This is a genomic window from Neolewinella lacunae, from assembly GCF_014349155.1.
Taxonomy (GTDB): domain Bacteria; phylum Bacteroidota; class Bacteroidia; order Chitinophagales; family Saprospiraceae; genus Neolewinella; species Neolewinella lacunae.
On sequence record NZ_JACSIT010000034.1, the window covers coordinates 1 to 12,599 of the forward strand.

Annotated in this window: 9 protein-coding genes and 2 pseudogenes; 3 read left to right on the forward strand and 8 right to left on the reverse strand. The window is 55.9% G+C overall.

Annotated elements, in window-relative coordinates:
* From H9S92_RS00490 to H9S92_RS00520, 7 genes and pseudogenes are all read right to left on the reverse strand, one after another.
* A pseudogene (locus tag H9S92_RS00490) lies at nt 1-698 on the reverse strand (hypothetical protein); the annotation flags it as partial.
* Between the two features lie 411 nt (nt 699-1,109).
* Nucleotides 1,110-1,691 carry a hypothetical protein gene (locus H9S92_RS00495; protein ID WP_187464769.1) on the reverse strand — a complete coding sequence of 194 codons (582 nt, stop codon included), beginning with the start codon at nt 1,689-1,691 and terminating at the stop codon, nt 1,110-1,112.
* 813 nt (nt 1,692-2,504) lie between these two features.
* Complete coding sequence (gene pnp, locus H9S92_RS00500) at nt 2,505-4,814, reverse strand: polyribonucleotide nucleotidyltransferase (RefSeq protein WP_187464770.1); 2,310 nt, start codon at nt 4,812-4,814, stop codon at nt 2,505-2,507.
* Nucleotides 4,815-5,253: 439 nt separating this feature from the next.
* A complete protein-coding gene (locus H9S92_RS00505; RefSeq protein ID WP_187464771.1) occupies nt 5,254-5,721 on the reverse strand; it encodes a DinB family protein in 468 nt (155 codons plus the stop codon).
* A 457-nt stretch (nt 5,722-6,178) separates the two neighbouring features.
* A complete protein-coding gene (gene murI / locus H9S92_RS00510; RefSeq protein ID WP_187464772.1) occupies nt 6,179-7,069 on the reverse strand; it encodes a glutamate racemase in 891 nt (296 codons plus the stop codon).
* A gap of 87 nt (nt 7,070-7,156) precedes the next feature.
* A complete protein-coding gene (locus H9S92_RS00515) occupies nt 7,157-7,663 on the reverse strand; it encodes an OmpH family outer membrane protein (RefSeq protein WP_187464773.1) in 507 nt (168 codons plus the stop codon).
* Nucleotides 7,664-7,780: 117 nt separating this feature from the next.
* Complete coding sequence (locus tag H9S92_RS00520; RefSeq protein WP_187464774.1) at nt 7,781-8,299, reverse strand: OmpH family outer membrane protein; 519 nt, start codon at nt 8,297-8,299, stop codon at nt 7,781-7,783.
* Between the two features lie 336 nt (nt 8,300-8,635).
* Between H9S92_RS00520 and H9S92_RS00525 the strand changes: the two genes are divergently transcribed.
* The 3 genes and pseudogenes from H9S92_RS00525 to H9S92_RS00535 all read left to right on the forward strand — a co-directional run.
* Nucleotides 8,636-10,054, forward strand: coding sequence for a CCA tRNA nucleotidyltransferase (locus tag H9S92_RS00525; RefSeq protein ID WP_187464775.1), 1,419 nt, complete (start codon nt 8,636-8,638; stop codon nt 10,052-10,054).
* 407 nt (nt 10,055-10,461) lie between these two features.
* Nucleotides 10,462-11,703 (forward strand): ATP-binding protein, encoded by a 1,242-nt coding sequence (locus H9S92_RS00530; RefSeq protein ID WP_187464776.1) that lies wholly within the window; start codon nt 10,462-10,464, stop codon nt 11,701-11,703.
* Between the two features lie 5 nt (nt 11,704-11,708).
* Nucleotides 11,709-11,906, forward strand: a pseudogene (locus tag H9S92_RS00535) (tRNA nucleotidyltransferase); the annotation flags it as partial.
* Nucleotides 11,907-12,042: 136 nt separating this feature from the next.
* Here H9S92_RS00535 and H9S92_RS00540 read toward each other — a convergent pair.
* Nucleotides 12,043-12,579 carry a hypothetical protein gene (locus tag H9S92_RS00540; protein ID WP_187464777.1) on the reverse strand — a complete coding sequence of 179 codons (537 nt, stop codon included), beginning with the start codon at nt 12,577-12,579 and terminating at the stop codon, nt 12,043-12,045.
* Between the last annotated feature and the right edge of the window lie 20 nt (nt 12,580-12,599).

The window sequence follows — 12,599 nt, forward strand, 5'->3', positions numbered from 1 at the left end:
CGCCCCACCACCGGGTCCAGCGTCCGGTAGAGGGCCATGTTTACGTCCAGGTCAAAAGCGTCCAGGTGCTCAATGCCGTTGTATTGGTAGGCGGACTTTGCACCTGCGGTCGCGCCCATCCAGGGGCCGGTCATCTTCATCCCAAATGGGTAATAATGCTCCTCCTGAATAATCTCGCTCGGCACCTCGGGGATGCCGTTGTTGTTCAGGTCGGCGTACATTATTCTGGTATTTCCCAGATGGTCCGTCAGCACATATTGCCATTCCTGGGCCGCGCCCGTGAAGCGGATGCGCCCCTCGGCGTGGTGGATGGATTCGAGGGTTTTGGCCCCCACGCCATTTTGCAGGTATTCAATACCCCCGACGTAATCCCGCGTTTCTTCCGGGCTCCCAAAACTCGTTTTCTTTTCCCGCCTCAGGAGCGTGCCCGCAGCATCGTAGGTGAGGTCCAGCCGCTGGTTATTGGCCCACACGATGCTGGTGGGCAGGTCTTGGTGGTTATAGGTAATGGTGATGCCCCGGCTGGGGTCGGTTCTCAGGTTTCCGTTTCCGTAGGTATCGTAAGTATAATTGGGGAGCCCTGGCTTGTAGCCCAGGGTGGTGGAGCCGGGGGTGGTTTCGTTGATGTCACCATCCGCCCAGAACCCCAGCGGGCCCAGCCCAACAACGAGCAACAACAGCAAACGGAGCAGCAGCATGAGACGAAGATAAGGTTTTTTTGGGCGCGGGCGCAGGTGCAAAGTACAGGATGCTAGAGCGATGTGAGCCCCCGGTGAAAGCCCCCGCCTTTTCAGAATCAGAGAATCAGTCCAGCTACGCAAACAACTATAAGTACAGTGCAGGGTCCTCGCTATGGCCATCAATAATGAAAAGAGAATTATGAATCCACTTAACGTTAGACAGAATATATTTCAAATCAACTAGGTCCTAGCGAAATGGGACAAGAAAATATGCCCCTAATACATTACTTTCCGACTTTTGACAAAACTTATGGATTCGACTATTGTATTTTGTTCAGCGTAATTAGGGAACCAGAGTATAGTTGTCATGTCTCTAAACACGAAAGGGCACCCTAATCGGGTGCCCCTTCAATCTTTTTAGCAGTCAAGTTACTTCTCTCTGGCCCAACGGTCATAACCAAAGTCAAAGAGCTCCTTTAGCGCATCACTATTTAATTCTTCATGCTTCTTATAATTTTCATCAGTAAGAAAATTTTTGTTTTTGGCCAAAATTTCACGAGCCGCGCTTGCCAATTTACTGCCATCTATTCCGCTACTCTGTAACTTTTTTAGTAGAGAGACCGCCACTCCTGGCTGATTAACAAAGTCCCGATGCGAAATTTCAGTTAGGTAGAATAACTGGTCTTCTGTCGGAGCGCTCGCTAAAAAGTCAGTATTCTCCATCAAAAAAGAAATCGTAGCCCATTGGAGGTTATCAAAGTAGACTTCCTTACTTTGAGCAAGAACATCCTCTCGATAAAGTTTATCGTACGCACCCCAATCTGTCTGTCCCGACATCATTAGAGTGTTAAGCTTGGAATCTGCGGGGATCCGCTCAGGAAAACCCAGTACCGGAGAAATATCATCCGAAAGTACAGTACCTTCCGTCACTGAGTTTTCGCTTTCGCACGAAAAAAGGGAAAGGGCAAGCACACTGGCAACGAAAAGGTAAAGCAAATTAGATTTAAACATAAAACATGAATTTTTAATTGAGCCAAACAAAAAAATGTTAGTAAATTTAAACCATCACATATTAAATTGTTCGGTTTATGGTATAAGAGATTAGTAGAGATGGGATTCTCAATAATTCTAATTGGGTGCCAGTAAATCAGACGGCCCTCATTGGAATGAATTAATCGGGACCTATTGGAGGAATAGCGACGTCACAGCAATCACTTTGCGCATCTGCCCCACTTACTATGGTCGACCCCGTGACTGACCACACGCCTTCGTTTTCCTCATAAGTGTGTCGAACTCCACTCCCAACTACACTGCCTGAACAACAACCACTTCCGGACACGGTGTAAGCGGTGATTCCGCTAGAGTGGGTGCCGCACTCACAACTTATGTAGGCATTGAGGTAACTGGTAAGTAAAAGCAAAGGGAAAACTAGCAATAATTGTTTAGCAACTTTCATAAAACAGGTTTATAAGTTTTAGTGAATTAATAGCGAAAATCTAAAAGACTACAATTTTTACTTCAAGGCAACCAAGCCCCTTAGAAATTAAGCACCAAAATAATTTCCGCGATTACAATATGCTTCCTCGGTATTGTGAAGCTCGAAAGCTAAAATAGAGATTAAACATCAGGTGGCAAAAAAAATTACCTTTAACAAAATTTTAACATACCATCCTTTTGGTCGGACGCCAACTTACTGGGAGTCTAACATAGACAGCCATACATCAAAAATTACCCCCCCAAAATGACAACGAGCCCCCCAGGGAAATCCCCCAGAGCGCTCGTTGTCATTTTTAGCAACAGCACCGAAGTGCCGGTAAGGATCGATTAATCACGCCGATCACGACGGTCACGATCGCGGCCACCACCACCGCCGCCGCCACTGCGACGGTCGCCGCGGTCACCACGGTCGCGGCCACCACCACGGCGATCACCGCGGTCTCCACGGTCACCGCGCTCGCGGGTTTTGCTGGCTTGGCGCTCTTCCTCGAGCTCCTCGTCGGTCATGATGCTGCCGTCAGCACGGGGCATGATGGCTTTGCGGCTCAGGCGGAGCTTGCCGGTGCGCTCGTCGATGTCGACGATCTTGAAGGTCACTTCATCGCCTTCCTGGAAGACGTCCTCGACGTTGTCAATGCGGCTGTGGCTCATTTCTGAGACGTGGAGCAGGCCATCTTTGCCACCCTCAAAGCCTACGAATACGCCGTAAGGCACAATCGTTTTGACCGTTCCGGTGTAGACGCCGCCCACCTCGGGGGTGAAGGTGATCTTCTTGATGCGGGCAACGGCGTCTTCGATGTTCTCCTTGTTGCTGGAAGCAATGGAGACGTGGCCTTTGCCGTCGATCTCGTCGATGTTGATCGTCGTTTTGGTCAATTCCTGGAGCTCCTGGATGATCTTACCGCCGGGTCCGATGACGGCACCGATGTAGCTCTTGTCGATGATCAGCTTCACGATCCGCGGAGCGTGGGGCTTCAGATCGGGGTTGGGCTTGGCAATGGTTTTGTTCATCTCGCCGAGGATGTGGAGGCGACCAACGCGGGCCTGCTCCAGGGCCTGCTCGAGTTGCTCGTAGGGCAGTCCGTCGATCTTGATGTCCATCTGGCAGGCGGTGATTCCCTTTTCGGTACCCGTCAGTTTGAAGTCCATATCGCCCAGGGCATCTTCGTCGCCCAGGATGTCGGAAAGAATGGCAATGTCACCTCCTTCGGCCACCATGCCCATGGCAATACCGGCAACGGGGCGGGTGATTTGCACGCCACCGTCCATCAGGGCCAGGGAGCCCGCACAGACCGTAGCCATGGAGCTGGAACCGTTGGATTCCAGGATGTCGGAAACGATGCGGATCGTGTGGGTCATCTCGGCGGGCAGTACCTGCCGGATGGAACGGGCGGCGAGGTTGGCGTGGCCAACTTCGCGGCGGCCGGGACCCCGCATGGGCTTAGACTCCCCTACCGAAAAGGCGGGGAAGTTGTAGTGCAGGATGAAGTCGGTGTAGCTGTTCTCGTGGGCGATGTCCACCATCTGCTGGTCGGTCTTCGTGCCCAGCGTAAGGCTGGTGAGCGACTGCGTTTCGCCCCGGTTGAAGATGGCCGAGCCGTGGGCGGAGGGCAGGTAGTCGATCTCCGTCCAGATGGGACGAATCTCGTCAAAAGCCCGCCCGTCGAGGCGCTTCTTCTCCTTGAGCATCATGGCCCGGATGGTCTTCTTCTGGATCTTGTCGTAGGCCGCAGACATCCGGGCTTTGTTTTCCGCCACCCATTCTTCGCCTTTTTCTTCGAGCACGGCGGCTTTGAAGTTTTCCTTCACCTGGCCAAAAGAATCTTTGCGGGTCTTCTTATCGAGGCCAGCGCGGGAAACTTCCATCACGGCGTCTTTGACTTTGCCTTCGACGTAGGCAATCATTTCTTCCAGGTCTTCGGGCTCCTCCACCGGGCGGGTGGTAACCCCAACCATCTCGCGGAGTTTGAGCTGCACCTCGCACATCGGCTTGATGGCGGCGTGGCCGGCCTTCAGCGCACCGAGCAGGGCCGCTTCGTCCACTTCTTTGGCTTCCCCTTCCACCATCATGATGTTGTCCTTATCGGCAGCAACGATGACGTCGAGGTCCGCATTTTTCAGCGCACTCCGGTCGGGGTTAATGACGTACTCTCCGTCGATGCGCGCCACCCGGCACTCGGAAATGGGGCCGGCAAAGGGCACGTCCGAAACCATCAGTGCCGCGCTGGCGGCCAGGCCGGCCAGTGCGTCGGGCATCACCTCGGGGTCGAGGGAAATCAGGTTGATGATGACCTGGGTATCGAACATGTAGCCCTTAGGGAAGAGCGGGCGGATGGCCCGGTCGACGATGCGGCTGATGAGGATCTCGTAGTCGTTGAGGCGGGTTTCGCGGCGGAAGAAGTTCCCGGGAATGCGGCCAGCGGCGGCAAATTTCTCCTGGTAATCGACGCTGAGCGGGAAGAAGTCTTGCCCTTCGCGCACGCTGTGGGCAGAAACTACGGAGCAGAACAACATCGTGTTGCCGCACTTTACTACTACTGCACCGTCGGCCTGGGTGGCCAGTTTGCCGGTTTCGATGGTGACTTCCCGCCCGTTTGGCAGATCAAAGCGCACCGTCATTGGGGTCTTGTTACCCATTGTTGTATAGAATGACTTGGTTAATTATTCAATGTTGGTTCGCGAACTCCCCTCCTTCCGGGGGGATTCCCCTTCGGAAGGGCGGGTCGGACGTCCCTGGCTCCCCCCTTCGGGGGGTTGGGGGGGGATGCCTCACCCTGCACCTGCGGCCGCGCCCATCCTTAAAAAACGGCAGTGGCCGGACAAAAAGGAAGCGCACGGCACCCATTGGGCCCGCGAGAGACAGACAAAACAGCCTTGGCAAGGAGGGGAGGGATGGGGCACGGGAAGCTCCGCACCAGGCAACACCAACGCTGGCGCTGCTGCATTTCTTTACTCCCGCCGGTGGTCCGCTTTGCGACCGGCGGCAGCCACACGTTTGCGGCCTGGTCTTTTTTAGTCTTGTTTCGTCGCAAAGATACGAAAGGATTGCGAGATTTATTGCTCGGCCGCGTGGGGCTTACAAGAGCTTACGCAGGGCCAGCATAGTGCCCAGGTGCATCGCTTCGTGCATATTGTTGAAGGTCAGCGCCTCGTCGATGTTGTGCAGGGTCACACCAAAGCTGGTGGTGTACACCTTGAAGTTGGAAAAATCCAGGCTTTGCAGGTCTTCTTCCAGCCGATCGACGCGGTGGAGGAGACTCTCGCCAATCAGGCCATAATCGCTCTCCGGCTCCTGCCCGTCGGGGCGGCTGCCCTTGCGGTAGCGCGCCACCAGGCCCGGGTCGGAGGGCAGCGGCAGCCCCGCCAGGCCGTAGGTGAGCAGGTCCAGCGTCACCATCACGTGGCCCGCGTTCCACAGCAGGTTGTTGCTTAAACCGGCCGGAATGGAGTTGAGGTGGTCGTAATCGTAACTGTTGTAAATGCCCAGGATGTTGTTCCGGGTCGCGCGCAGCATCGCCAGCGTCATTTGTCTTTGCTCATTCATGGGGGCTAAGGTAATGAGCGAATGCGTGAATGGGTGAATGCGTGAATGAGCGAATGCGTGAATGAGCGAATGAGTGAATGGCTACCGCACGAGGCAGGCTACCGCATTGCTGCCCGATGAGGCGGATAGCTAACGCTACCTCATTATGACTTACTTTAATATGCTTTTCCTTCCATGTTGATACGGGTTTTCGGAATACACTAAAGTCTGGTTGAGGGTGTCCCCACCCGAATGTACAGGTTTCGGGTGTCTCTCCCCTCAGCCGAGAATTTTCGGGAGGGGATACCCACATCCGGGACTTTTGCTTCGCAGTATTTCATGCTCCGGGAAAGGGGTTAACTCTGCCCTACTGTTTCACCGCCTGCCTCGCCTGCCTCTCCTATCTCGCCTATCGCGTGCGGCAGCTCATTCACTCATTCACCCATTCACGCATTAGCTACGCTGCTGCCTACGGCGGTCACTCATTAGCAAAGCGAAACCAAGGCACCACCTCCCGCCGCCCCGCATTCAACTCAGGCAGGCGCAAAAGCGACCGTTGCAGGGGCAGGCTGCTGCCGGTGGTAAAAAAGTGATGGGCGCGGCCGCAGGTGCTCCCCCCCGGCCCCCCGAAGGGAGGAGTTAAGACATCCCCCCGACCCCCAAAGGGGGAGAGCAAGGGAAGGCCGAGCCCCCGCTCCACCAGCAAGCGCTGTACCTGCCGGGCCGCAGCGGGCGAGGGGTCAATCACCCGCACCCCGGGCCCACACACGGCCTGGATGTCTTCCAGCACCATCGGGTAATGCGTACAGCCCAACACCAGGGTATCGATGCCCGCCGCCAACATGGGCGCGAGGATGCTTTCTAACTTGTCCCGCAACAGTAAACTGCCCGGCGCTTCCCGCTCAATAAGGGGCACCAGCCCCAGGCAAGGATCTTCCAGCACCGGTCGCTCCGGCAGGTAACGTGCCCGCAGTGCGTGGTAGCGCGGGCTGGCCAGCGTGGCGGCGGTGGCCAAAACCCCCACCCGCTCGCCCGTACTGGCCGGCTTCACGGCGGGCTCCAGGCCCACGAATGGCACCTCCGGGAAGCCTTCCCGCAGGGCGTCGATGGCAATGCTCGTTGCCGTATTACAGGCCACCACGATGAGCTTCGCCCCCGCCGCCAGCAGGAAGCGGGTAATCTCCTGACTGTAAGCGAGGATATTTTCCGCAGGCTGTGGCCCGTAGGGCGCCCGCGCATTGTCGGCCACGTAGAGCATCGACTCCGCCGGCAATAGCCCAGAAACAGCATTGGCGACCGAGAGGCCGCCAATGCCGGAGTCGAAGACTCCGATGGTTCCGGAAAAATAGTTGCGGGGAATGGGCTGCATCACCGAAAAGAAGGAGGTTTCGGGTTCGGCAAGTCACGCCTTCCCAGCGGGGTTTCCCCCGGCCGGGCGCAACCAGCGCAGGGCGGTTTAGAGGCCGAGCTTGGCTTTTACGTCGGAACTGACGTCGGCAGATTCTTCACCGTAGAGCAGTACCTGCTGGTCGAAGATGAACAGGAAGCCTTTTTCCTTAGCGACGGCCGCGATGGCCTCGTTGACGGATTTGTAGATGGGCTCGAGGAGTTCGGCCCGCTTATCCTGGAGGTCTTTTACCATCTGCTGCTCGAAGTCGCCAATTTCTTTTTGGCGGGCTTCCAGCTTAGCGGCTTCTTCCTGCTGCTGCTTGGGGGCCAGGGTGCCTTCCTGTACTTTCTGCTGGAGGGCCAGGTAGTCGGCCTCGAAGGTCTGGACCATCGCCTGGCCCCGCTTCTGAAGCTGCTTCTGGAGGCCTTCCAGGTTAGACTCTGCCGCCTTCATCTCGGGCAGCTCGGAGAGGATCTCGGCGGAGTTGACGTAGCCGAACTTCTGGGCCGAAGCCGTAGCAGCGGCGGCGAAAACCAGGACGGCTACCAGTGCGATTTGAGTGAGCTTTTTCATTGTTTGCGTTGGTTGAGGAGTAGTTGTCTTAAATACGGGGCGCAAAGGTAACATAATTGCAGCACCCGTTAAAGCGTGAGAAAGAGGTCTGGATGGGCCAGACGGTTGGTGGGATGATTAGTTTTTGAGGGCGCGGAGGATGTCGTCCGTCTTATCGTAGGTGGGGCTGCTGAAGATGATGCCTGCGCTGCCCGCCCGGTCGAAGATGAAATCGTAGCCCCGGGTGGTGGCGTAAGATTCAATGGCTTCGTAAACGGCGTCCTGGATGGGCTTGACGAGTTCCTGCCGGCGCGCAAACAGCGACCCCTCGGGGCCAAAGCGCTCACGCTGCATATCACGAACGGATTTCTCCTTGGCAATGATCTCGTCTTCGCGTTGCTTGCGCTGGTCTTCGCTCAGCAGGACTTGCTCCGCCTGGTACTTGTTGTACATGCCTTTGATGGCGTCGTACTGCTGGTTGATCTCCTGCTGCCACTTGGCGGCCAGCTGGTCCAGTTGCTCCTGGGCGTCCTGGTATTCAGTGATGCTGCTGAGGATGCGCTCCATGTCCACGGAGGCAATCTTTTGGGCTCCGAGGGTGGAAGTGAAGCCCAAAACGGCAAACAGCAGGATGAAAAGGGAAGTACGGATACGCATGACGTGGTTCTTTTTTAGGGTCCAAAAGTAATTCCGGCCCCGCGGACCGGCTGTAGGTAAAGACGTTCGCCCGCTGGCGAAGTTACTCAGGGGCCACAACTTTAATATTTCGATTCAGCCCGCAAAATACTGCTATTCAAACGTTTAAGCCAAAATCACTCCCCCTACCCCACCCCCTGTTTAACTAATAATTAACGAGCGAAACGGCCAGAACTTCTTGCGCCGGAAGAAAAAAAAGAAGGCCCCGCCCGGGTAGATATGCAACCTTCGGCCCCCTCAGGGCGCTTTTCTGGCCAGGCGGCAAGTCCTGACCAGCCCTTATCTTCGCCCCCCGATATGATATTTCAGATCCGCGATAATGAGAGGATGATCTTTGAGGTCATCAGCAAGGCCGCCGCCGCGCTGGGCTCCCCCACCTACGTCGTGGGCGGCTACGTGCGTGATCGCCTGCTGGCCCGGCCGAGCAAAGACCTCGACATCGTCTGCGTAGGCAGCGGCATCGAACTGGCCCAGCGCGTAGGCGATAGCCTGCACCCCCGCAGCCGCGTCACCGTCTACAAGCGCTTCGGCACCGCCGCCCTGAAGTACCGCGACCTGGAAATCGAGTTCGTCGGCGCCCGCAAGGAAAGCTACCGCTCCGACAGCCGCAAGCCCACCGTAGAATCCGGCACCTTGGCCGACGACCAGAACCGCCGCGATTTCACCATCAACGCCCTGGCCATCAGCCTCAACGAGCACGACTACGGCACCATCATCGACCCCTTCAACGGGCTGGAAGACCTCGAAGCCAAGCGCATCATCACCCCGCTGGAGCCCGGCAAGACCTTCAGCGATGACCCGCTGCGCATGATGCGGGGCGTAAGGTTTGCCGCCCAACTAGGCTTCGAAATCGATCCTAAGACCCTCCGCTCCATCCGCGACAACAGCGAACGGCTCAAGATCATCAGCTGGGAACGCATCGCTACCGAGCTCAACAAGATCCTGCTCTCCCCCGTACCCAGCGTCGGCCTCAGGTTGATGTTCGATACGGGCTTGCTCAACTACGTCCTGCCCGAACTCGCCGCCCTCCACGGCGTCGAAACCCGCAACGGCCGCAAGCACAAAGACAATTTCTACCATACCATCAAAGTGGTCGATAACCTGGCCGAACGCAGCGATAAACTCTGGCTCCGCTGGGCTGCCCTCCTGCACGACATCGGCAAGGCCAAAACCAAACGCTGGGAAGATGTGGCGGGCTGGACCTTCCACGCCCACGACGCCGTAGGAGCCAACATGGTGCCCCGCATCTTCCGCCGCCTGCGCCTGCCCAACGAACAACTCAAGTACGTCCAAAAGCTCGTCGCCCTCCACCAGCGGCCCATCTCCCTTACCCAGGAAGAAATCACCGATTCCGCCGTCCGCCGCATCCTCTTCGATGCCGGCGAAGACATTGACGACCTGATGACCCTCTGCCAGAGCGACATCACCAGCCGCAACCCCGTCAAGGTCAAAACCTTCCGGGAAAACTACGATTTCCTCCGCCAGCGCATGGCCGAGATCGAAGCCCAGGATCACCTGCGCAACTGGCAGCCCCCCATCACTGGCGAGTACATCATGGAAACCTTCGGCATTCCCCCCAGCCGCCAGGTAGGCCTCATCAAAGACGCCGTCCGCGAAGCCATCCTCGACGGCGAAATCCCCAACGAATTCGAAGCCGCCAAAACCCGCATGCTCGCCGCCGCCGAGGCGATGGGGCTGGAACCAGTTGGCGGATAAAAAGAGCAAGCCCGGCACCAGAGTGGTGAAGAACGCAAGCCCACTACCGCTGAGCCGTTCCAACGGGTTCGCCCCTGCCCTACCCTCCAGCTACCGGAAGTAGCCGGAATATGACCCACCGACAGCAATTCTTAGTTTAGTCATTTCTAGTGTACTATCCTGCTACAACCAAGGGGAAACCCTCCTCTACTGGTTGTAAAAGCTACCCTGGCGAAATAAAATTTTGCTCTTTGCCAAAATTTAGCTCGAAAGGTCATCCCTCTCCCTTGGAGAGGGACCGAGGGAGAGGGATCAAAGGCTAAACTGAGTGCACGAAGTACTGCAACGCAAATTACAGCTCTACCGAGCACTTTTTCAAGTCAACCAACTTGAACAACTAAACGTTTTCCAAGTCAACTGACTTGAAAATGGACAGACTAAAGCTATTGAGCGCTGCTGCGGCCAGGCGGGTAAGCCTGGACTTTGTCCGGCCACTCTACCACAATATCGACTGGGAAGGCAACCTCACGGCACTACTTGGCGCACGGGGTGTAGGAAAAACCACCCTGTTGCTCCAACGGCTCAAAGTGCTTGACTTGCCGCCGGAAACCGCCCTGTACGTGGACCTTGGGGATCTTTATTTCCAGGAAAATCGCTTGCTTGACTTCATCGTCTCCTTTGTCGAACAGGGAGGCCGCTATCTATTTCTCGACGAGGTACACCGCTACGGTTATCAAACCTGGGCCCAGGAACTTAAACAGGCTTACGATCTCTACCACGGCGAACTGCGCATCGCCTTTACGGGATCTGCGGCCATTCGCATCCTCGACCAGAAAGCGGACCTGAGCCGGCGCGCGCTTCAGTTTCGGGTGCCGGGCTTATCCTTTCGGGAGTACCTCATTTTAGTACACGGCATTGAATTACCAACTTACACCTATTCGGATATTTTACAGCACCATCAGGCTATCGTCCAACAACACCTCGGCCTGACGGGATTTCATCCCCTCCCGCTCTTGCAGCGTTACTGGCAAGAAGGGTACTATCCTTTTATGTTAGCCGACCCGGCGGGCTATCTGCGCCGCGTCAACGTAATGATTCAACTGGTGCTCGATAGCGATCTCCCCGCGGTAATCAAGACGGGCCGGGTGGACTACCAGAAAATTAGCCGCTTGCTGTACGCTATTGCCTCATCCGTACCCTTTACCCCCAACATCGCTAAACTGGGGGAGCGACTCGGCATGGCACGGGAAACCATCCTTCAGTACCTTCACCTGCTAGAACAATCGGACCTGATCAGCACCCTGCGCAGTGAAGCAAAAGGCATCTCTTTCCTGACCAAACCCGATAAGATCTACCTCAACAATCCGAACCTCATGCACGCCCTTGCTCCCGGTCAAGTTGAGGTCGGCACATTGCGGGAAACCTTCTTTTTAAACCAGTTGCTTCATACCACCTACGAATCCCATATTTTACCACCGGAAATCCGCCTGCCAAAAGTTGGTGATTTTGCCTTGCTGGATAAGGAAACGCATTTCCTTTTTGAGGTTGGAGGACCAAACAAGTCCAGTAAACAGATCGGCCCCGGCGCTAACCATTTCGTGGTGCGGGACGTGGAAAGCAGCGTCGGGCAGCGCATCATTCCGCTGTGGTTGTTTGGCCTGTTGTACTGAGCACCCTGCGCAACTGGCAGCCCCCCATCACCGGCGAGTTCATCATGGAAACCTTCGGCATCCCCCCCAGCCGCCAGGTAGGCCTCAGCAAAGACGCCGTCCGCGAAGCCATCCTCGACGGCGAAATCCCCAACGAATTCGAAGCCGCCAAAAAACGGATGCTCGCCGCCGCCGAAGCGATGGGGCTGGAACCCGTGGGGTAGATAGCCGCTGATCACCAACGAGAATACCTATGGATAGATCATCCACAGGCATCCCAAAATTTTCTCGGCAAGAATTAGCAGCTGCACTTATTGTTGGTTGCCGCCCTCACATTTCTTGCGTTGCGCAGGGTACGCATTAAATGCTGCGTTTGTGTAGGTCCTCTGCCGCTAGCCCCCTACCCTTGGCTAAACCAATCCCAATAGCGTTCGTCACGGGTAAATTGGCAATCACCTCATCTTTACCCGTGGTATTTACGTGGAAATAGTAGACTTTCTTTCCCGCCAGGTCGTCAATAATCAATTGGTTTTTCAGAAAAACCACCTTGACATTTTCGAGGTGGGTTGGAAAATCCATTGCTTCGTCCAGTTGCACCTCAAAGATGGCCGTTCGCACCAACTCTCCTCCCTGGTTTTCCTTCATTGCCATCCGGAGGAAAGGGGATTGCTGTTCCTCATCAAAGCCACGGTAACTCTCCAGCACTGCGTTGCGCTGAAAGGCGGCGTTTGGATCATCTGGGCTAGCGGGTCTTCCGCGGTTGGCTTGGGAAACCAAAGTCTCGACTTCACCCGTTGCAAGGGGCTCGTACTGAGAGGAGATGGAGGTTAGCGTTTTAGCTCCCCCACAAGCGAAGAGGAACAAAGAAAATAAAGGGATACATAAAAGAGCACGCATGCGAGAGGGTTTGCGGGGTG

What these genes read in the sequence shown, in the direction of transcription:
- H9S92_RS00515 (WP_187464773.1), bottom strand. Translation starts at nt 7,663, where the DNA reads ATGAAAAAGCTCACTCAAATCGCACTGGTAGCCGTCCTGGTTTTCGCC.
- H9S92_RS00505 (WP_187464771.1), bottom strand. Translation starts at nt 5,721, where the DNA reads ATGAATGAGCAAAGACAAATGACGCTGGCGATGCTGCGCGCGACCCGG.
- H9S92_RS00540 (WP_187464777.1), bottom strand. Translation starts at nt 12,579, where the DNA reads ATGCGTGCTCTTTTATGTATCCCTTTATTTTCTTTGTTCCTCTTCGCT.
- murI (WP_187464772.1), bottom strand. Translation starts at nt 7,069, where the DNA reads ATGCAGCCCATTCCCCGCAACTATTTTTCCGGAACCATCGGAGTCTTC.
- H9S92_RS00495 (WP_187464769.1), bottom strand. Translation starts at nt 1,691, where the DNA reads ATGTTTAAATCTAATTTGCTTTACCTTTTCGTTGCCAGTGTGCTTGCC.
- H9S92_RS00520 (WP_187464774.1), bottom strand. Translation starts at nt 8,299, where the DNA reads ATGCGTATCCGTACTTCCCTTTTCATCCTGCTGTTTGCCGTTTTGGGC.
- pnp (WP_187464770.1), bottom strand. Translation starts at nt 4,814, where the DNA reads ATGGGTAACAAGACCCCAATGACGGTGCGCTTTGATCTGCCAAACGGG.
- H9S92_RS00530 (WP_187464776.1), top strand. Translation starts at nt 10,462, where the DNA reads ATGGACAGACTAAAGCTATTGAGCGCTGCTGCGGCCAGGCGGGTAAGC.
- H9S92_RS00525 (WP_187464775.1), top strand. Translation starts at nt 8,636, where the DNA reads ATGATATTTCAGATCCGCGATAATGAGAGGATGATCTTTGAGGTCATC.